The organism is Candidatus Venteria ishoeyi (genome assembly GCF_030378065.1).
GTDB classification, from domain to species: Bacteria; Pseudomonadota; Gammaproteobacteria; order Beggiatoales; family Beggiatoaceae; genus Venteria; species Venteria ishoeyi.
In genome coordinates, this window is sequence record NZ_JAUCGJ010000039.1 from 1 (window position 1) to 21307 (window position 21307).

13 protein-coding genes are annotated in these 21307 nt (G+C 45.2%); 11 read left to right on the top strand and 2 right to left on the bottom strand.

Going from position 1 to position 21307, the window contains the following annotated elements; translation table 11 throughout:
- Positions 1 to 49 precede the first annotated feature (49 nt).
- The 4 genes from QUF61_RS12960 (at position 50) to QUF61_RS12975 (ending at position 4135) form a co-directional block, all read left to right on the top strand.
- Positions 50 to 592, top strand: a complete 543-nt coding sequence (locus QUF61_RS12960) for a pseudouridine synthase (protein WP_289682044.1) — start codon at positions 50 to 52, stop codon at positions 590 to 592.
- 353 nt (positions 593 to 945) lie between these two features.
- A complete protein-coding gene (locus QUF61_RS12965; RefSeq protein ID WP_289682046.1) occupies positions 946 to 2970 on the top strand; it encodes a ribonuclease catalytic domain-containing protein in 2025 nt (674 codons plus the stop codon).
- Positions 2967 to 3749 carry a 3-deoxy-manno-octulosonate cytidylyltransferase gene (gene kdsB, locus QUF61_RS12970; RefSeq protein ID WP_289682047.1) on the top strand — a complete coding sequence of 261 codons (783 nt, stop codon included), beginning with the start codon at positions 2967 to 2969 and terminating at the stop codon, positions 3747 to 3749. Before QUF61_RS12965 ends, kdsB begins: the two co-directional genes overlap by 4 nt.
- 122 nt (positions 3750 to 3871) lie before the next feature.
- Positions 3872 to 4135 carry a hypothetical protein gene (locus QUF61_RS12975; RefSeq protein WP_146066906.1) on the top strand — a complete coding sequence of 88 codons (264 nt, stop codon included), beginning with the start codon at positions 3872 to 3874 and terminating at the stop codon, positions 4133 to 4135.
- Between the two features lie 29 nt (positions 4136 to 4164).
- Here the strand turns inward: QUF61_RS12975 and QUF61_RS12980 are convergent, their stop codons facing one another.
- Positions 4165 to 4470 carry a hypothetical protein gene (locus QUF61_RS12980; protein WP_289682048.1) on the bottom strand — a complete coding sequence of 102 codons (306 nt, stop codon included), beginning with the start codon at positions 4468 to 4470 and terminating at the stop codon, positions 4165 to 4167.
- Positions 4471 to 4613: 143 nt separating this feature from the next.
- On the opposite strand from QUF61_RS12980, the gene aroC reads away from it, so the two are divergent.
- A complete protein-coding gene (gene aroC / locus QUF61_RS12985) occupies positions 4614 to 5720 on the top strand; it encodes a chorismate synthase (RefSeq protein ID WP_289682049.1) in 1107 nt (368 codons plus the stop codon).
- Between the two features lie 260 nt (positions 5721 to 5980).
- Here aroC and QUF61_RS12990 read toward each other — a convergent pair whose 3' ends face one another.
- Entirely contained in the window at positions 5981 to 13975 is a 7995-nt protein-coding gene (locus QUF61_RS12990) for a LamG-like jellyroll fold domain-containing protein (RefSeq protein WP_289682052.1), read from the bottom strand.
- 468 nt (positions 13976 to 14443) lie between these two features.
- Here QUF61_RS12990 and QUF61_RS12995 point away from each other — a divergent pair, with 468 nt between their 5' ends.
- The 6 genes from QUF61_RS12995 (at position 14444) to QUF61_RS13020 (ending at position 21306) form a co-directional block, all read left to right on the top strand.
- The gene (locus QUF61_RS12995; protein ID WP_289682053.1) at positions 14444 to 16822 is read left to right on the top strand and encodes a two-partner secretion domain-containing protein; all 2379 of its coding nucleotides are present in this window, start codon (positions 14444 to 14446) and stop codon (positions 16820 to 16822) included.
- Positions 16823 to 16848: 26 nt separating this feature from the next.
- Positions 16849 to 16992, top strand: coding sequence for a hypothetical protein (locus QUF61_RS13000; protein WP_289682055.1), 144 nt, complete (start codon positions 16849 to 16851; stop codon positions 16990 to 16992).
- Positions 16982 to 17173 carry a hypothetical protein gene (locus QUF61_RS13005; RefSeq protein ID WP_289682057.1) on the top strand — a complete coding sequence of 64 codons (192 nt, stop codon included), beginning with the start codon at positions 16982 to 16984 and terminating at the stop codon, positions 17171 to 17173. The genes QUF61_RS13000 and QUF61_RS13005 overlap by 11 nt, the downstream gene beginning before the upstream one ends.
- Positions 17154 to 17591 carry a two-partner secretion domain-containing protein gene (locus QUF61_RS13010; RefSeq protein WP_103922329.1) on the top strand — a complete coding sequence of 146 codons (438 nt, stop codon included), beginning with the start codon at positions 17154 to 17156 and terminating at the stop codon, positions 17589 to 17591. The genes QUF61_RS13005 and QUF61_RS13010 overlap by 20 nt, the downstream gene beginning before the upstream one ends.
- 96 nt (positions 17592 to 17687) lie before the next feature.
- Complete coding sequence (locus QUF61_RS13015; RefSeq protein ID WP_289682059.1) at positions 17688 to 18719, top strand: AAA family ATPase; 1032 nt, start codon at positions 17688 to 17690, stop codon at positions 18717 to 18719.
- A gap of 1 nt (position 18720) precedes the next feature.
- The gene (locus QUF61_RS13020) at positions 18721 to 21306 is read left to right on the top strand and encodes an AAA family ATPase (protein ID WP_289682060.1); all 2586 of its coding nucleotides are present in this window, start codon (positions 18721 to 18723) and stop codon (positions 21304 to 21306) included.
- The last annotated feature ends 1 nt before the right edge of the window (position 21307 follow it).

The window sequence follows — 21307 nt, forward strand, 5'->3', positions numbered from 1 at the left end:
TGAAATCAGTGTCAATAAGCAAGGTGAGTAGATAAAAAGGAAACAAAAGATGCCGGAACTTATTTTATTCAATAAACCATTTAGGGTGTTAAGCCAGTTTCGCAGTGATGGCGACAAGGAAACCCTGGCAAGCTATATAAAAATACCCGAGGTGTACCCCGCAGGGCGGCTGGATTACGACAGCGAAGGTTTAATGATTTTAACTGCTGACGGTGCTTGGCAGCATAAAATCAGCCATCCGCGTAAAAAGCTGGGGAAAACCTACTGGGTGCAGGTGGAGGGTCAGGTTGATGATAAGGCGCTGCAAGCACTGCGCAAGGGTGTGTTACTGAAAGATGGTAAAACCCGTCCGGCACAAGCGCGCGTCATAGCGCAGCCGCCAGATTTATGGTCACGCACGCCACCGATACGCTACCGTGCTGAGATTCCTGACAGTTGGCTGGAATTAACCATTTTTGAAGGCCGTAATCGTCAGGTGCGGCGCATGACTGCGGCTGTGGGTTTTCCCACCTTGCGTTTAATTCGCTACGCTGTCGGGCAGTGGAGCGTACAGGGACTGGCACCGGGCGAGTCTCGTCGGGTGCAGGTTTAAGCCGGATGCATTACAATAAGCTGACATAATTATTAATGTTACGCACTCTGCTTGTTTTTGGCTTGACCCCATGTTCTTTAGGATCTGACAAAATCAGCGTGGAGTAAAAAGCGGCTTTTTTGCGCCTTAAAGCACCAAAAATGAAGCTTTTGCGTAGCTCTAGGAGGCTGTCCGAGAACAGAGGCCGTAGCGAGGGAAAGCTGGTTTGAGGCAGATTTTTTCATTATTTGAGGCGAATATTGGGTATATTTAACGAAAATAAGGGAGAAATTTGACCAAATCCAGCTTTTCCGCAGTAGGTCTTGTGTTCTCAGACAGCTTCCTAGTTACTATACTGACAACAAGGATAAAGCGTGAGCGAATGGGACGGTCGGGTCTGGGTAATACAAAATAATGATGATTTGGCACTGATTTGCCAGGTTAAAACCATTAAAAAGAAAATCCAATGCTTAAATGAAAAGTTTCGGGAGCACAGCCTGCCTGAGAATAAATTATTCTGGCTGCTGGGGGCTAAAGTTCGCAATGCCACCGAATGGCCGGAAGTGTTGTCAGGCATACAAGGCCGTCTGGCGGGTTTACGCGATGAAATTGATGTGCCTTTATTGTGGGAAACTGCGCAGGAACTGGAAACCAGCGACCTGGATGAGCTTGCCGAATTGTATTTTGGCGAAGACACTGGCGTGGAGCATAAAATTGCCATCTGGCAGGCATTGGCGGTTGATGCCTTACATTTCAAGCGCAAGGGCAAAGAATGGGAAATCCGCAATCAACAACAAATTGAAGAACTGCGCACCCAGCGTGAACGTGAGCAGGAACGCATCAGAACCGCAACGATTGCGCGGGAATGCCTGACCCGCGCCAGCAAAGCCAAAGCCAGCGTAGACATCAGCGAAGATGAGCACCCTTTTATTGAGCGCCTGGAAAACTGGATGCGAGGGGATCGGGATAAGGATATTGAAACCCTGATTACGGAAATCGCTTCCAGTGTGCGTTTACCACCGCGTGAACTGATTTTTGAGGTACTGCAAAAAGTCGGGCGCATTCCTGCTGATGCTGATCGGGATGTGATTATTGCCGGTTTGCGCGCAGATTTCTCTGAACCCGTACAGGAAGCAGCTTTGGCGGTAGCACCCTGGGTGCCAGCGCCAGCGCAGGAAATTCAGGCACTGGCCTTTAGTATTGATGATGAAGACACCCGCGAAGTCGATGATGCACTGAATATCGTTGCTCATGCTCAAGGCTGGACAGTGACCATAGGCATTGCTGATCCGGCAGCCATCATTGCCAAAGGCGATACACTGGACAAAGAAGCCATGCGCCGTGGCACTACGGTTTATCTGCCAACCCAAACTATATTAATGATTCCGCCACGGGTTTCCACGGATTTATCCAGTCTGACTGCGCAAACACCGCGTTCTTCCGTGTTGATTCAGGTTGAGCTGGATTTACAGTATCAGGTGCAGGATTTTTCGATTCGCCGCGCTGCGGTACTGCTGGAGCAACGCCTGAGCTATGCCCAGGCGGATGCCCTGTTAGCAGATGGCAGTGATGAAATGGCTGAAAAACTTCAAGCCTTGCAGCAAGTCACAGATGCACTGCGTCAGCAACGTATGGACAATGGTGCGTTAAGCTTTAATCGCCCGGAATACAAAATGCAGGTGACAGATGGGCAGGTTGCAGTCAAAATGATTGAACGCAACTCACCCAGCCGCGATCTGGTGGCGGAGTTGATGATTCTGGCAAATCACTTGGCGGGTAAATATGCCCAGCAACATGAAGTGCCCTTAATTTTCCGTACTCAGGATGCGCCGGTAGAGCCTATAGATCGCAGCTTGTTACAAGATCCCATGGCGTTTTTGAAACTGCGCAAGCTGCTCAAGCCTTCTGCGCTATCGCTGCAACCCGGCGCGCACAGTGGCTTGGGTTTATCAGTGTATACGCAATTTAGCTCGCCGCTGCGGCGTTTTGCCGATTTAGTGATGCAACGCCAGTTAGATGCCCATCTCAATGGCGAAACCCTGCCTTATGATCAGGAAGAATTATTTAAGGTCTTAGCCACCGCAGACAGTACCGCACGCGAAGCCAAGTTTCTGGAAATGGACAGCAAAAAACGCTGGTTTGTGATGTATCTGAAACAGCAATGGTCTGATAAAAATCTGATTGTACGGGTGCTGGAACCGCTGAAAGCAGGTTATAAGGTTGAATTGTTGCCCTGGGGCGTGGAAGCCCTGCTCAGCAGTCGCGGTATCAGTGGTGATGCGTTGGAACCCGGCAAGCTGATTATGACCAAAATTGAAAAACTGCGCCAGAAAGCCGGGCAGATACGCCTGCAATTTGTCAGTCAGGAAGCGGATTTGAGTTTGCTGGAGGGCTTATGAGTTTCTGGGTCATTATTCCTGCGCGTTATGGCTCCAGCCGCCTGCCCGGTAAACCTTTACTGGAAATCCAGGGTAAACCCATGTTGGAGCATGTGTATCGCTGCGCGCAAGACAGCGGCGCGGCGCGGGTGATGATCGCCACTGATGATCAGCGTATTGAAGACTGCGCCAAGGGTTTTGGCGCGGAAGTCTTTATGACCGATATCAACCATGCCTCCGGCACTGATCGCGTGGCGGAAGTGGCGCGTCTCACGGGCGCGGATACTGATACCATTATCGTTAATTTGCAGGGCGATGAACCGGGTATGCCCGCCAGTTTGATTCAGCAGGTGGCACAGGGGCTGGAACAACAGCAGCAGGCGGACATGGCAACCCTGGCGGAAGCCATCAGTGATGAGCGTCTGCTATGGAATCCCAATGTGGTTAAACTGGTGCGTGATAAAGCGGGTTTTGCCTTATATTTCAGCCGTGCGCCGATTCCCTGGGTGCGGGATATATTCAGCCACGCCCCGGAAAACAGCAACAAGGATCAACAAATTGCCCTGGCAGGCCAGGTCAAACCGTTGCGCCATATCGGTTTATACGCTTATCGCAACCACTATCTGCAAGAGCTTACCCGCCTGCCTGCTTGTGATTTAGAGCAAGATGAAGCCCTGGAGCAGTTGCGCTTGCTGTATCACGGCGGTAAAATTTTTGTGGATCTTGCTACAGAAGAGCCGCAGGCCGGGGTGGATACGGCGGAGGATTTGCAGCGCTGGAATGAAAACGTAGAGACGTAGCAGTGCTACGTCTCTATCGGGTACAAACAAAATCATGCCCTTAATGCGCGGCGGACAGTAACCTTTGATTTTTGTTTTTTACCAAACAGAAACACAAATATTATGACTTATTTCAGGACACAATGATGCACACCATTTACCGAATTAACGCTGATGAATTAAACGCAGATTTTGTTGACGCTTTAAAAACCTTGTTTCGGCATAAGCATATCGAAATTATGGTACATGAAACGCCTGTAACTGATACAAAAGAATTGGAAGAACGCCGCAATTTATTGGCTGCTGAAACGCAAGAGGCTTTGGCTTTGTTTCGGCAAGGTGATTTGCCAGCACAAAGCAGTAATGAAGTTATTAAGGCATTACAGGCAGACTTGACGGAGTCTTGATATGCGAAAACTGGTGTTAACACCATACTTTAAGCGAGCTTTTCGCCGCTTCGTGCGCCGTAATTCAGTATTACAAATGAAGATTGAACAAACGCTACAGGATATGGCGCAAAACCTGGATATGCCTCACCTTGCCATCCATCATCTGACTGGTAAACTGCACGGTGTGCGCGCATGTTCCTGCGGCTATGATTGCAGGATTCTTTTTTCCTTGGAAAAGCATCCAAATGACAAATGATGATAAAGAAGTCATTGTTTTGCTTAATATTGGTGCGCATGATGAAGTGTACTAAATGAGCCGAATATGCTGTCAAACTTAATAGTTTGACACTCATTAATTTTATTAACCACCTTGGTAATCTTGGCATAGAAATCGTCAGCAATGATGAAACGGTACAGCAAGAAACCAAGGATATTGATGTGTGGCTCAAATAGTCATCGCATAAATAAAACAACTTCGCTAAATACAGGATTTATCATGTCAGGCAACAGTTTTGGAAAGCTTTTCACCGTCACCGGTTTTGGAGAAAGTCACGGCCCTGCATTGGGCTGTATTGTTGATGGTTGTCCGCCAGGGCTGGAAATCTCTGAGGCTGATTTACAGGCCGATCTGGATTTGCGCAAACCCGGTACTTCGCGTCATACCACGCAGCGCCGTGAAGCGGATCAGGTGAAAATTTTATCCGGGGTATTTGAAGGTAAAACCACTGGTACGCCGATTGGTTTATTAATAGAAAATACTGACCAGCGTTCTAAAGATTACGGCAAAATCATGGACAGATTTCGTCCCGGTCATGCCGATTACACCTACCAGCAAAAATATGGCTTCCGTGATTATCGCGGCGGGGGGCGTTCCTCAGCGCGGGAAACCGCAATGCGCGTGGCGGCAGCCGGTATTGCTAAAAAATATCTGCGGGAATTTTACGGCATAGAAATCCGGGGTTATCTGGCGCAACTGGGCAGTATTTGCACGGAAACGGCGAGTTTCGACTGGGATGTGGTGCATCAGAATCCATTTTTTTGCCCGGATATGGCACTGATACCGGAACTGGAAACTTATATGGATGCCCTGCGCAAAGAAGGCAATGCCGTTGGCGCGCGGGTGAATGTAGTCGCTACTGGCGTAGCGCCGGGATTGGGTGAACCGATTTTTGATCGCCTGGATGCCGATATTGCCCATGCCATGATGAGTATTAATGCAGTAAAAGGCGTGGAAATTGGTGATGGTTTTGATGTGATCAACCAGAAAGCCACGCAGCACCGTGATGAAATCACCCCGCAAGGTTTTTTAAGCAACCATGCCGGTGGCGTGTTAGGCGGCATTTCCTCGGGTCAGGATGTGCTGGTCAGCATCGCCTTAAAACCCACATCCAGTATCCGCCTGCCGGGGCGCAGTGTTGATATTCACGGTAATGCCGTGGAAGTGGTCACAGAAGGCCGCCATGATCCTTGCGTGGGCATCCGCGCCACACCGATTGCTGAAGCCATGCTGGCTTTGGTGCTGATGGATCATTTATTACGCCAGCGCGCGCAAAATCCACAGCCGCAAACAACAACGCCGATTATTCCTAACAAGTGCGTATGATCTTCCTGCAAGGCGTTCAGGCCATCACCATCAATATTATTCTTATCCTGCTTAAACTGATGTGATATTCGTCTACATTCAGCATAAAAGATGAAGGTAGCAACAAAAATATCTGATTGGTCAGGCCAGTAGCACTGGAGTGCTGGACTCTTATTTCTTAATTGCTACTTGCAATAAAAAACCCGCAAGGTCAAAGACCTTGCGGGTTTTTATTATTACTCGGTAGAAACGCAGCATTGCTACGTCTCTACAGTACCTCCCTATTTCCGGATAAAGCTTACAGGATTGTTGGCACCGTACAACAACTCACCGTTGCCTAACAGATAACCGGCGTATATGTAATAAGCCCCTGGTGTCGCAAAATGCGCATCCAGTGCAAATTGCTCAAAGCGATATTCACCCAAAGCTTCTTCACGATAACCACGCAATCCGGCAATGCTGCCATCCCATGTCTGCCAGCCTGTTGCATCGTGCAATAACGTCCCTTGCGGGGTTTGTGCAACCAGCAGCAGTTTGGCATCCTGCTTGTAATGGGTATCACTGTTGATGCGTAAATGCAGCGCCAGTGTTTCACCTGATTCAATGGTTTTATCAGCATTTTGCATATGTTCAAGGCCATTTACCAGAGACAGGCTGAAACAGTTATTGCCTGCTGGTACAAAACCCTTGCCATCGTGAATATTAAGGCCGGCACTGTTATTATTCCGGCAGGCTTGTGCCAGAACATTCACTTCGAGCGGCTGCGCCTTATCATCCGATTTACCACCATTAAATATCAAGCGTCCATCACTGAGCAGATAGCCAGTATAGAGCCAATAACGACTGGCTTGAGAAATATCCAGTCGCGTCGATTCGTCGTGTATCAGGCTCAGTTTCTGCGGCAAACCACCATCAGTCAGGCTGTAATGCTTATAGAAATGCCATTGCGGATGTTGATCACCATGATAGCCATTACTGTGATACTCATGCCATTGCTGACCATCGTGCATCCAGGTATGTCCCAGTGAATCTATGGAGACCAGTATCACTGATGCTTCCATACCGACATCGCTGCCAGTGTCCATCCAGGTGTGCAGGGCGACCTGATCACCAACAAGCCAATTTGCGGGACGTGGCATACCTGCGCCTTCAAGCATCAATTGTGAACTGATACAGGCAGTTGTGTTGCTGCCTTCCGGTGTTGGCTGATTGCTCTCTATGGCAGTTGCTGGCAGACACTGATCATCATCGACAATAGTCAACTGTAATAGCGCAGCTGTTGTAAACAAGGCATTACCTTTTTTAATCGTTAAATCAAAATTCAAGGTTTTGTCCGCTTCGGGAATCGCATTGTCGATGAGTTGAATACGAATTAGTTTTTCTCCTAATTCAGTATTTCCCCATTCCAACAAATGCTCTCCCCATTCCACAGAGTTACCCGGATTCAGGATTTTATAGTCACGACCTTCAATGGCAGTATTATCTGCACTGGGGCTGAACTGCATGCTCACAAGACCTTTATCGTTTTCACTGCGTGTGACGGCAAGTTCTATGTGTCTGCCATTTTCTGCAATGCTTAATGATGACTGCGGTGTTAACTGTGAACTGATACAGGTGGTTGTGTTGCTGCCTTTTGGCAGACACTGATCATCATTGACAATAGTCAACTGTAATAACGCAGTTGTTGTAAACCGGGCATTGCCTTTTTTAATCGTTAAATCAAAATTCAAGGTTTTGTCCGCTTCAGGAATCGCATTGTCGATGAGTTGAATACGAATTAGTTTTTGTCCTAATTCAGTATTTCCCCATTCCAACAAATGCTCTCCCCATTTCACAGAGTTACCCGGATTCAGGATTTTATAGTCACGACCTTCAATGGCAGTATTATCTGCACTGGGGCTGAACTGCATGCTCACAAGACCTTCATCGTTTTCACTGCGTGTAACGGCAAGTTCCACGTATTTGCCATTTTCAGCAATGCTTGATGATGTCTGCGGCGTTAATAATGCCAGGTTAATGCCAGTACCACCAGTTCCACCAGTTCCACCAGTTCCACCAGTTCCACCAGTTCCACCAGTTCCACCAGTTCCACCAGTTCCACCAGTTCCACCAGTTCCACCAGTTCCACCAGTTCCACCAGTTCCACCAGTTCCACCAGTATTTGCACAAGCAGCAGTAGTGACCTGGGTCGTTACGTCCTGCGACTCCTGACCATTATAACCAGCTCGCAGGCGGTAGCTGTAAGTTGTACCACAAGTCAAACCCGTATCATTATAACTGGAAGAACCCGCAGCAGGATTGGTAATCAAATTCCAATCACTGCCACCACTGTCTAAACGTTCCAGTATATAAGTATCAGCATTGGCTACAGCGGTCCAACTCAAGTCCACAGAGGTTTCTCCAGTTGGTTTTGCAACAAAACCAGTCGGCGCTGTCAGACAAGCTTCAGTGCTCACTTTAATGATGACATTATCAGATTCTCCTCTGCTGTTTTTAGCATGCAGACGATATTGATAGATCATGCCACAGCTTAAATTGCTGTCAGTGTACTCAGCCGTATTTGCTGGCAGAGGTGAATTAGCCACTGCTGTCCAGTTATTACTACCATTGTCAGAACGCTCCAGAATGTAGTTGGCTTCACCTGACACATCTTCCCAGGTGAGACGCAATTCCTGCATACCATTAGGCAGTTTTGGCTGACCGACAAAATCACCCGGTGTCGCCGGGGCAGGGCGTGGCGGTGAAACAACCACCGGACAAGCCCCTGCTTCTGTTGTTGTCAGCTTAGCACCCGGCATGGATTCCAGCACATTACCAAAGGTGTCAGTGCGATAAGCACGGACTTCAATGGTTGTTGGACTTGGGCAGGCAATATCAATGCTTGTATCAGCACTGTCACCACCGGATATAGTGGATATTAAACTGCCGCCTGCATAGACCTTATAACCTTCAGCTACAGGGCTGCCTATGGAGGCAGTCCAGGTTAAGCTTGCCGGGTAGGTATTAGCTGGAGCAGTAGTAACATCAACTTCCACGGCTAAACCCGTAGGAGGTGCGGGGGACAGAGTGGCTTCAAATGCACCAATATCACAAGCACTACCTTCGGGGCGGGCTACGCCGCGTTGGTCATCAGCTAAGCAAGCCTCCGTATCAGATGAACCTTCTGCTGAGCTGCCTGCACTGATTGCCATCGTTGGGGTATCACCACCATTGTCCGCTAAGGCTGACAAGCCTGGATCAGTGGTCACTGCTGGTATACCGCAACTGGTGTGAGCACCAAAAATAAGGTTGCTTTCTTCAAACACATTATTACCCATCATCGTGCATTGATCGGTACCACCATTATAGGCTAATAACACGTTGATGAGGACTAGTTGTGACTCTGTTTCATCACCACTATCACCATTCTCTGGTGTTGGATCATAATCGCCTGCATAAACCCCGCTAGTAATATTAGTATCTTCTGTTGTATTACCTGCAATGGTGCTATAGCTGATATTTAATTCTGCCCCGGCACCTGAAACAGAACCCGTTCCCGCAGTAGTGGTGTTGCCGCTTACAGTACTGTTACTCATATTTAAGCTTGAGTCTTTCTGTACATAAATGGCTGCCCCGGTATTGGCGTTGTTACCGGTTAAGGTACATCCTTCCACATTCGCAGTAGCAGTATCGCCACCAAATGTACCTACCAGGATACCACCACCGAAAGCTCCTTCGTTAGATGCACTCGTTGGACTGCCGCCCTGGATTGTCAGGTTTTTGAAGGTCACGGTATTCTTATTGCCATTGACGTGAAAAACCCGCTCACCAGTTTTTGCAGTAATGGTAACTTTTTTACCCGTACCATCAATAGTGAGGTTTTTGGATAAATCCAAAGGACCATTGGTTAAGGTAATGTTGGTGGGGTTGGTGGGGAAGGTAATTGTACCACCGTCTTCTACCGAATTAATCGCAGTACGGATGTCACAAGTCGTGCTGTCTGAAGAGCAATCGCCGTTACCTGAATCACCAGAGCCGGTTATAATTGCCGAAACCAGAGTTGCACTGAGGTCTTCACCAGCAGTGAAATCACCTGCACTACTCAAAGAACCGCTGACACTGTTACCCGCTGCTGCATTGCCCACTTCCCAGGGATTGGCTTTATAGAATAGGCCTAACATCTTGTCTTCAGCGCCTTGGACGTCATTACTTACATAAGTTGCCGTTGCATCGGCTGCAAAATCGGTCATATCGGTACTGACAGACCAATAACGCTCAATAAAGTTTGTAGTGCTTAAGTTTTGTGGTTGTTTGGATGTTGTTACTCTTACACCAACATAGCTACCACCAGTACCGCCTGTGATATCAATATCAATCGGAGTGTATTTTTGACCATCACCTACAGGGAAGGTTTTGCTACCACTGCTGTAGGTTTGACGAAGCTCACCTGTGCCTGTGGCAACTACATGTCCAGAACTACCATTAAGGTCAAGGCTTATCATCGTTGCAGTTAGAGTATGGTCACCTAAAGAGAGCATTGCACCAGCCGATCCTAGAGCTACTTTATCAATACTTCTGTCCCCAATTAAGCTGGCTGAACTAGTACCATTGAGTACTAATCTTGAGGGGCCATTAATAGCTGGAAATTCATCACCAAAATCACCAGAAACTGTACCCCCTCTGATTAAATCCGTATCACTGCCTGAATAGCTAAAAGTATAACCATTGGCATCTACAGTAGCTGGGAATACTCGAGTAAAATAAGCACCTGAACCACTGATACTTAAATTACCTGCCAGCTTCATAGGTTGATAGGGATCGGTTTGGGATAAACCTTTGGCAAAAGTACCAGAAACATAATGAGTTTGGCTGCCATTTTTAAGAATAATGGGTTTAGTCCCTGCACTTTGACCTGCATTAACTGCAAAGACATTCCCCTGCACCTTTAACTCAAGCCCTACTCCTGTAGAATCAATAACGAGGTGGTTAATACTTGGTGCCAATAATTCACTTGGTATATTACCCACATCAGCTAAATGTACATTAGTCGCTGTAGTGGGTTTGAGATGTAAACCACTGGCATCGGTATCTGTCCAGTTAGCAATGTTAGTCCAATTTGAGTCGCCACCTGTACCTGTCCAAATGCTATAGGCTGATGAGTCTAAATAGTTGGAGCTAGAACCAGTTAAAGCAAAGTTAGCCAAGGTACCATTATGCCCGTTCAAGGAAGAATCCAGGGCTTCGGTCATATCAGTATTGGTTCCACCGGGCTGACCATAGTCAAACTGGTAGTAAGCGACTAGATTAGTTTCGCCAGTTGGATTGGGAATGTCGCGGTTCATATATGCGCGGATTTGATCGGTGGTGCGCACGGTGTTCCAGATGCGAACCTCATCAAGATCCCCGTCAAAGAACTCTACATAAGTCGACCCACCATTATAGGCCGCACCTAAATTCGTTGGACAGCCAGTTTGAGCGGTATTAATTGCTACATCAATTGAGCCGATAGAGACACCGTCTACCAGCACTTCCGTCGCGGTAGCGCCAGGCAGCAATGCAAGGTGATACCAGGTACTCGTATCGAAAGCATGGCTGATGGAACCACTCTTGGATCCATTCCACAAGGCTAATTTATCTGAGCTAAGGTGGAAGCTATACCGAGTATTGGGGCCAGTGCAACGATTGGTCAATAATGCGCCATTCTTAAGAAAAGTGTCTGCTTTGAAACGTAGCTCGATGGTGGAAGAGCCAGCAGCCACGTCTAATGCTGAGTTTGCCGCAATATCAACATGGTCATCCGTGCCATCAAAATTCAACCCATTCCCCGGCTGGAAGCTGTGTTGTGCTTCGGATTTAATGAAATTATTACTGTCATAATTACCATCGACACCACTAAATGCAAAACGAGTTGCTGCACCATTATGTCCATATTGGCTACTGTCAATAATAGTGGTAATGCCAGTATTATCACCATTCGCAGTACCTTGATCGTATTTATGATATAAAGATAAATCAGCTACTGAATCAGGGTTAGGGATAGGGCCATTCATATAAGCTCTGATTTGAGCCTGTGTCCGTGCAACTTTCCAGATTCGCAGTTCATCCATTGTACCTGGGATGCTTTCTGGATTAGTAACATCAGCACCGACTTGTAAGTATGCGAAATTGGTGCAAGTACTGGTATCACCCGTAAATGCACCTGCCTCTTCACCATCAATATAAAATTGTCCACTACCTGAGCCATCAACTGTGGCAGCAAAATGGAACCAGCGATTGGTAGGTAAGCCACCATCCGGTATACCACCGCCTTTACCAGGACCGAACCAGAAAGCGCCACTGGTACTGTATCCCATATTCAAGCAACCACCTGGACCTTGGAAATATTTTGAATATGTTACCCCGCGCTTATAGTTAAGCCAGAATTCAACTGTCATAGGAGAATTATCACCAGGCATATCGGCATGTGTTGTATTAACATGATAATAACCACCATAAACAAGCGCACCTGTTGAACGTGGATTTGTATCAAAATCTAAGGCATTGCCGGGATAAGCTACTTCAGGAATATCTTTAGCAAAAGTAAAACATTGTCCATTAGTATGGTCTTTAGTAATAACCATATCACTATTACTACCTGTGAGGGCTTGAACAACAGGTGTGCCGGTGCTGAAATTACAATCAGTATCACTATCGGTGATTATATATTTAGCACCTGTACTAGCAGGAATGCTATATGGCATTGCAGCAAATTTATCATCATTATCTTGTACCTTCCAGATACGATTCATGGGTAGTTTGCCTAAAACGGATGTACTACTGTAATCAGTATCCAGGCCATTATGACCCCAAACAAAAGCGAGGTTATCAGCGGTTACATCGGTAGGTGTTGTTAATGAACCATGTGCAATGGTTAAGATTGCACCAACAGTTTCACTGCGGGATTTTGATTGCATTAAATCAGCGTCATCATCATGAGCAATTGCGGCAATACCGTTTAAGAAACCTGCGTTGGTGGTTGCGTCCCAAACAACGGTTGATCCATCAGAGAAAATGTAATCTTTGTTGAGGGTTGCACCGTATTTAATTGCTAAAGTGGTTTCAGCTTTGTTGATGTCGGCTGTTGACATGGCTTGGCGATAAAATAGGAATTCGCCTAGTTTGCCTGCGTAAAAACGACCTGTTGATACATTTGCTTTAGATTGGCGACCGATAGACATTGGACCTGCATCGGTTGTATGTACAGCAGATTCATTAATTTGAGCTGTGGTGATGGATGTCAAACCACTGACATCTGCACTTCCCAATGTTTCACCATTTACAAAGACATCACCATTTCCACTAAAATCAAGTTTATAGGTTAAAATGGCAGCATCAGAACCGCTATTATGTGTACCACCAAGTCCTGTACTAAATACCACACCATATGACGCTGATTTAGTATATCGAAGACTATAACTGTTTCCTACATGTTTACCATAATCAAAAATAAAATTATCTCCAGCAATAGAACTATGCGTCCGTGCTGCAAAAATCATGGTTAAACCTGATTTTGTACTATCCACGTCAATATAATCACTACCTAAATTCAAACTTGTATTAACACCATTAAAATCCAAAGCAGGGCGAAAGTTAAGTCCGTTGTCTGTATCTAAATAGTTTGGTCCAGCAGTACCACTCGCAGTATGAGTGCCAGCTTGACTAACCCAATCGGTGACAGCAGTATTATTGGTAGTGGGTGTTGTACCCGCATCAGCTTTAAGCCAAAGTTCTAATTCACCGGAAACATTGCCTGGTGCAGGTGAAATACTATAAGTTACAGGCGAAGCCCAAACTCCAGATGCATCCCAGGTACAATGATAATAGTTATTATCACCGCTGGTATTTTTAAAATAATAGGTGGTACCACTAACCAAATTATTGGGTTGTCCCTGAGAACAGGTACTGTCAGAACCATCAATGCAAAAACCAACACTATACTCTTCAGCATTACCAATAGTACGTGTTGCACCATCATCTTTAGTAATGACACCACCGGTATCATAGGAATTGCTTTGCGAGGTCATCCAACCTGTTCCACCTTTACAACCACAGACTGAAGCTGGAGCATGACTATTATTTCCTGCTGTAGTAGAACCTGGGTTGTTAGCAGCATTATTAAGCCAACCATCATTGTCAGTTCTGGCACTACAATTAGTTGGCGCCCCTGCCTGCGCATTCAAGCCCAGCCCCATCAACAAAAACAAACTCAATAAAGCCAACCAAACCGTTTTGTGTACGGAAAATTTTAGAATATTCATATATTATTCTCCTCGAAAGGCCTGTCTTTATAGCCTGTCAACCTGGGGTTAACAGCATATTGGGTCAAGCCCTGCCTGCCTGAACAGGACTCGTGGAATATTGGTACGTTCATTACGTATGACTCCGTGAAAATTGGGTTACGGATATTATTCATCCAAGTTAAAAGCGTTAAAACGCTTATGCCAAGAGATTTTAGGGAAACAGCCTGTTAAATTTCAATTAACAAAATCCATCTTTTTACCCAAACCATGCCTGTTAATTTGTAACATTATTTTTAACACCATTTATTTAATCTATTGATTTTATTAGCTTAATGTGATTATGCTTTTATTTCAATATTGTAATTATTTTGATAAATTTTTGGTTTTAGTCGGTCATTGATTGGGGGAATGAGTGATAAAATGACGTATAATGAATTTTAAGTATTTTTTCTTCTGAGGTGTTTTTTTGACTAACTGGAAAATTCAGTGAATGGTATTGTTGTTTTTTTTGTAAAACAAAATTGTTTTTTGGTTGGTTTTATTTTATGTTCCGGGCTTCATGCCGAAGTCATCATTGATGCCAGTTTTTCCAACCAAATAAAAGCCTTGCAGCCTTACCAGGGTGAATATGCGATTAGCCAGGATTTAGGTAAAACCGTAGGTACAAACCTGTTTCATTCTTTTCAGCAGTTTAATCTTGGCAACACTGAGACAGCGACTTTTTCCGGCAATGCCAACATTCAAAACGTAATTAGCCGAGTGACCGGCGGTTTTCCCTCTGATATTCGCGGCACAATTCGTAATGAGATTGCCGGGGCAAATACCTATTTATTAAATCCTGCCGGGGTGATGTTTTCAGGTAATGCCAAGTGGGATGTACAGGGCAGTTTTCATGTCAGTACCGCAGATTATCTGAAGTTTGCCGATGATAAGCGTTTATATACATCTACTGAGCAAGGCAGCCAGTTCAGTAGCGCGGCAGTCAGTGCTTTCGGTTTTATTGACGCACAGATTGCACCTGTCAGTATTCAGGGTCATGGCTTAATCTCCACAGACCTGAGCCGTTTATTTTTTGATTATCCACAGATTGCATGGCAAACCGGCTTAGGTGTGCCTGAAGGGTATGATATATCTTTGCTTGCGGGGGATATTCGTATGTGGCAGGGCAACCAGACATTATTCGGTTTGGTTCCATTAGTTTCAATGGCTGCGGAACGGGGGCATTTGTATTTGGGGGCGTTTGCCGCAAAAGGTGAAGTGAGTTTAACGCCTACAGGCTTGAACACAACCGGGTTCAGCGCATTAGGCCGCGTGGATTTACTGGATAAAACAAGTTTATCCGCCAGTGGGCAGAATAGTGATATTTTTATTCATGCCGGGGATGTCAATATTGATAATAGCTTTTTAAATGCGGGTCAGATTAATTTTCATTCAATACTGGGATTAAATAATAGTGTTCTATCAGAGCACTCGCCTCTGGTTACTCAACTGCCCGGTCTGAATATCTCGCATGGACAGGCAGGTGGTAATGTTAATATCCAGGCAAATAATATGTATTTAACTAACGGTGCGGCAATTTATACGGGCGTGAGCGAAGCCGGACAAGGTGGAGATATTCACCTGCAAGTCAAAGACAATATAGTTATACAAGGCGCGGAGTCACTAATTTCTTTCAGTGGCTTATATTCCCTGGCGGTGGGAGAGAATGCCGATGCGGGGGATGCCGGAGATATTAAAATAAGTGCTGATCAATTATTGATGGATAATTTTGGCTGGATTATATCATCGTCGCTAGGAGGGGGCGATGCGGGGGATATTGATATTCAGGTGCGTGAACTTGAGATGCTTAATTTTTCCAGCATCAATAGCTCCACTGACTTACGTGCTGAAAAAAACCTATCATCTCAACCAGGAAATATTATTATTAAAGCTGAAAACATAAGACTTGGTAATAGTAGTATTGTAAATTTTGTGACTAGCGATAATAAAAAAAGTAACGTGATTAACATCCATGCAGATTATTTAAACCTGGACAATCAATCCCACATTAATAGCTCCTTAGCCGCTGAAGCGCACGGGTTTGGCGGTAATTTGATTTTAGATATTAAACAACATTTATCATTGGACAATGAATCAAATATCATATCGCTTGCAGAGCAATCAACCTGTGGTCAAAGTGGGCAAATTCAAATCAATGCAGGACAGTTATCTATTAAACATGACAGTTTTATTAGCACAGAAACCATGGGACAGGCGCATGCTGGGCAAATAAATATTATGGTAGATGGTGAACTGATGATGGATCAGGCTATTATTAATAATAATTCAGAACTTGCTTTAGCTGGAGCAGGCACTGCCGGAAACATTCAGATTCAGACCCAAAACCTGTCCTTATTAAATGGTGCGCATATTGATAGCAGTGCCAACCAGGCACAAGGCGGTAATATCAACATTGAATCCAAACAGCAGCTTTATTTGCACAATGGGCATATTGTTACTGATGTTCGGGGCGGTAATGACAACAGTGGCAATATTGAGATTAGCAACACGGAGTCGGTGATATTAAATCGAGGTCAAATCACGGCGCAGGCCGATGCAGGGCGCGGCGGTAATATCAACATCGGCAGCCAGCAGTTTATGCGCTCAACAGACAGTGTTATCAGCGCCTCATCACGCATGGGCATTGATGGCAAAATACATATTAAATCACCAGACACGACATTAAACCCGATGGAAGCACTGGATTTGGCTGATTTTACCGAGGCCCGATTGTTAGCTTCAGATTGCCAGGCACAGAGCAGCAGCCGTTTTGTGTCGGGTTCATTAGATGGCAGCCCTTTGTCTCCAGAGGACTTTTTTGACTAAGGAATGAGTTAAAAAAAGCATTTGCAGTGATTAATGAAGCAAATCTCAGCGAAGAAGAACTGGAATTACAGCATAAAAAACGGGACTGGATTTATATTCAGAAAAACGCCATGCTCAAAGCAGAGAAATTAGGTGTAAAACAAGGGATTACACAGGGTATTGAGTATTGAGAAGGGTCTTAAACAGAGCATAGAGCAGGGTATAGAACAAGGTGTTGAGCAAACGACTTTAAATATCGTCCGTAATGCCCATCAAATAGGTTTACCCTTATCCACCATCGAAGAAATCAGTGGTTTGCCAGAAAAGCAAATCACCGGACTATTAAAAGCTGATGCTGATAAACAAAAATAATACAGGAAAAATTTGGTTCTTTGGAGGACTGTATTTATTCTTTTCTCCCGTTGCCGCTGAAATTACTGTCGATAGCAGTTTTTTTCAGCAACCACAGTTGCTGACACCAAATCAGGGTGAATACGCTATCACCCAGAATTTAGGGAAAGTCATTGGCAATAACCTGTTTCATTCTTTTCAGGACTTTAATCTCAAGCAAGGGGAAACGGCACGTTTTTCCGGCGCTGCCCATATCAACAATGTAATTTCCCGCGTGACTGGCGGCAGTCCTTCTCATATCAACGGCACCATCAGCAACACGATTCCCGGCGCGAATACCTATTTACTCAACCCGGCGGGTATTTTTTTTGCTGAACATGCCAGACTGGATGTCTCCGGTGGTTTTTACGCTACCACGGCGGACTATCTGAATTTATAAAACCTGAATTGCTCACTGCCCGTTGCGGGCCACAGGAAAATAGCCGTTTTGTACTTGTGCCAGTCAATGGCAGTTTTCTATCCCCGGAGGATTTTTTTGACTAAAGCCAATACCCAAGGTTTTGCTGAATTGCTAATTCAGGCAATGTCACAGGCCGATATTAATGTCTCTGAAATGGCCAGACGTATCGATCTGAGTCGACATACCTTATTGCATTGGCGCAGTGGTAAAACCAAGCGTCCTAATTGCGAAAAAGTATTATTGTGCGCCCAGCAGTTAAACTTGCCCACTTATGAAGCACGCCAATTATTGGCAGCAGCAGGCTGTGATTTCACTCAGGCATCTGAAAAGCTCAGTGTTAGCACGCAAAATGCCGATCCCTTTGATCTGCCACCTGAAAAGCTCAGTCCTTTTGTTATTGGACAACCGGTAGTGCATCCCAGGCAGTTTTATGGTCGCAAAGCACTGGTTTCACGCATTATCCGCATCTGGCAGCGCCACCCATTGCAAAATATCGCGATTACCGGGGAGCGCCGGATTGGTAAAAGTTCTTTATTGCATTACTTAAAAGCCATTGCCGTGCAGCGTGTTTCGGTGGATTTTAAGGTGGTGTTAATTGATTTCAAAGAAACCCGGATGCGCTCTCAAACCAGTTTATTACAATTTTTATTACAAGCTTTAGGCTTGCCTGTACTGAGTAATTGCAGCTTGATCAACTTTGAAGAGCTGCTCAGCCATCATGTCTTGTGCCATCCTACCGTGGTATTGCTAGATGATATTGAATATGGCCTGGCCTCGGATAGCTTATCGCAGGAATTCTGGTGGGCCATGCGCTCGGTACAGCATAATTATTGTCAGGGACGTCTGGGTTTTTTGATGACCTCCAGACAGAAACCCGCCCAATTGGCGCAGGAAGTGGGAAAACCCTCACCTTTTTTTAATGTGTTTGGTTATCAGGTCAAACTTGAAGGTTTTACTGAAGAAGAAGCTCTGGCACTGATAAGCAATGTGCCAACGGCATTTAGCAATGAGGTGATAAAGGAGATATTGGAACAAAGCCAGGGGAAGCCGGATTTATTGCAACAATGCTGTGCTAATCATTTAAGTAATCTGGAGCTTGATTATTAGTATGCGTTTAAACCAGTTGCATTGGCGAGATTGGCAATCCTTGCTGCTCTATCGTCAGTTCAGCTTGTATCTGTGTCTGCTGCCGCTGCTTTGTAGTTTGACTACGGGGCTTGTTTTATTACTCTCGGGTTATGCCTGGAAATATATTCAGTTAGGCATGGTTTGCGCGGGTAGCTGGAATTTCATTACCTCTCTTTTATTGGGTATCAGTATTGATTTAGCTAAGGCTGCGATTGCAGGTTTTTGGGGCGGTTTGCTGGTGGGGCTGTTGTTGTGTGGTTTAAACACGGGTCTGATGACAGTTTTATGGGCTGCCTTGTTTATGTTGGGGGTATTTGTCAGCCTGTTATTATCCCGCCGCCAGTTTGTATGCATGCTATTTAGTTGGAAGCTGGGGATTGGTTTTGTTATCGCTTTGAGCGTATTTAGCCTTATTTATATCCTGGTTAATGCGGGGCTTGGACAATTTAGCTGGGATGGCATTAATCTGCGCTTATGGTTGATTGCACTGCTTATCAGTTTTGGAGCAGGCGCTTATCGCAGTAAGTATTTTTGGTTTTGGGCAAGTATCAGCGCTGTTTTGCCGGGTTTAATTCTGGCACTGTTTTTTTTACAAGCCTATTGGATTAAACCCAGCCTGCCGCTTGCTGTGCAGTGGTTTTTTACCGATGCCATCCTTAGCGCCAGCCTTGTGATATTGGTTGGCAGCGTGTTTTTAGCCGCTTATTTACCCGCATATTATTTTGTTAATCAACAACTGGGCTTGATAGCCGGTGGTTTGAGTCTTTACAGCCTGTACTGTTTTATTTACTGGGAACAACCCGTCTGGATGCTATTACTGGGTTTGCTGGCCTGGGGTTTGGGGTTGGCTCAAGCCTGGTGGCGACCGGTGTTGTCTTATCCATTGCAAGGCTTATGGCATCTGGTTTTATTACATATTGAGCATTATCGCTATCGGCAGGGTCTCGCGCCCGCCTATTTGTATTGGCACAGTGCCTTTTGGGATAAACGCCAATTTTTACCCTGGTTGGACTTGGTTCAACATTTGCGCTTATTAAAACAATATGCGCCTATGCAATTACCACTTTATTTAGAAAAATTAGCATGTACACAACAAGCCTGGATTGTGGGACGTTTAAGCCTGTTGGAGGATATGGCAAATCTGGAAGCAGTAAGCGATATGAGGCAGCTCAGTCAAGTTCATCAACAATTATCTTATACCGAGGGTATTGCGATAGAAGCCAGTATTATACGTCGTTTTAAGCTTATCAGTCAGGATGTGGCTGCGGCGCTTGAGCAAAACAGTCTCTATAACCAGCGCTTGATGCTTACAGATATTGAAGAACGTTTAGACCATTTGATTCTGGAAATCAGTCAACACCCCAAGCGTGTTGCCAAGCCATTTCAAATCATTTTAGCCCAGTGGCACGATAAAATATTTAAAGAAAATAAAGAAATTTCAATCCAGAGTTATCAACAGCAGGAAATTTATAACCCTTATGTAGTGGGTGTGCCTTTAACCACCAAACAGGAAATTTTTATCGGGCGTGATGACATCATGCACCGGATTGAGCATGTATTACTTGCCAGACAAGCTCCACCGATATTATTGTATGGACAGCGGCGCATGGGTAAAACTTCTTTATTAAATAATTTAAGACGTTTATTATCCAGCCACTTTTGTTTTGTTTATGTGGATTTTCAAAGTCCACGTTTATTGACCAATCAGGCGGAACAAATCCTTTCCGGTCTGGTGCAGGTGATTAATCGTTCACTTGATCTGCAATACCCGGAAAAAGTTTGTCCCAGCTTGGATAGTGACACCTCTCAAGACACGCTGGTTACATTTGATAACTGGCTGGATCAAATGGCTGACTATCTTGGGGATCAGGTTTTATTGCTTGCCCTGGATGAGTTTGTCACCCTGGAGGAACGTGTGCAGTCAGGACACTTGGCAGCTCATGAATTAAACACTGTACTGGGTATTTTTCGCCATATTGTGCAACATCGTCCCTGTTTTCGTTTATTACTGTCCGGTTCACATCAGTTAGATGAACTACATGGTTGGGCGGGATATTTTATTAATGTGCAGGTCATTACGGTTGCCTACCTGGACAAAGCGGAAGCTCTGAAACTTATTACAGCGCCGGTGTCCGGTTACAAGCTGCGTTATACAGACGATGCCCTGGTTTATATACTGAAACTCACGCATTGTCATCCTGCCTTGGTGCAATTACTATGTAATGAACTGGTGGAATTAAAAAATACCCAGCCTGCCAAGGTGCGTCACCTTGTTTGTTTTGAGGATGTCGAAGCAACAGTTCCTCTGGCACTGAGTGCGGGCAGTTTTTATTTTAATGATATGATTTATAATCAAATTGATAAACATGATTTGTTATTATTAAACGCAATTGCCGCTGTGGGGGAAAGTGCCTGGCAACAAGTGGACATGCAACAGCATCAAACCAGATTACAACATTTATTACAGCGGGATTTAATTCAAGCCTCACCCAGGCAGGCAGGATATTATCAGGTACATATAGAATTACTGCGCCAAGCAGTCTGCATGAGTCAAACATTAGCATAGG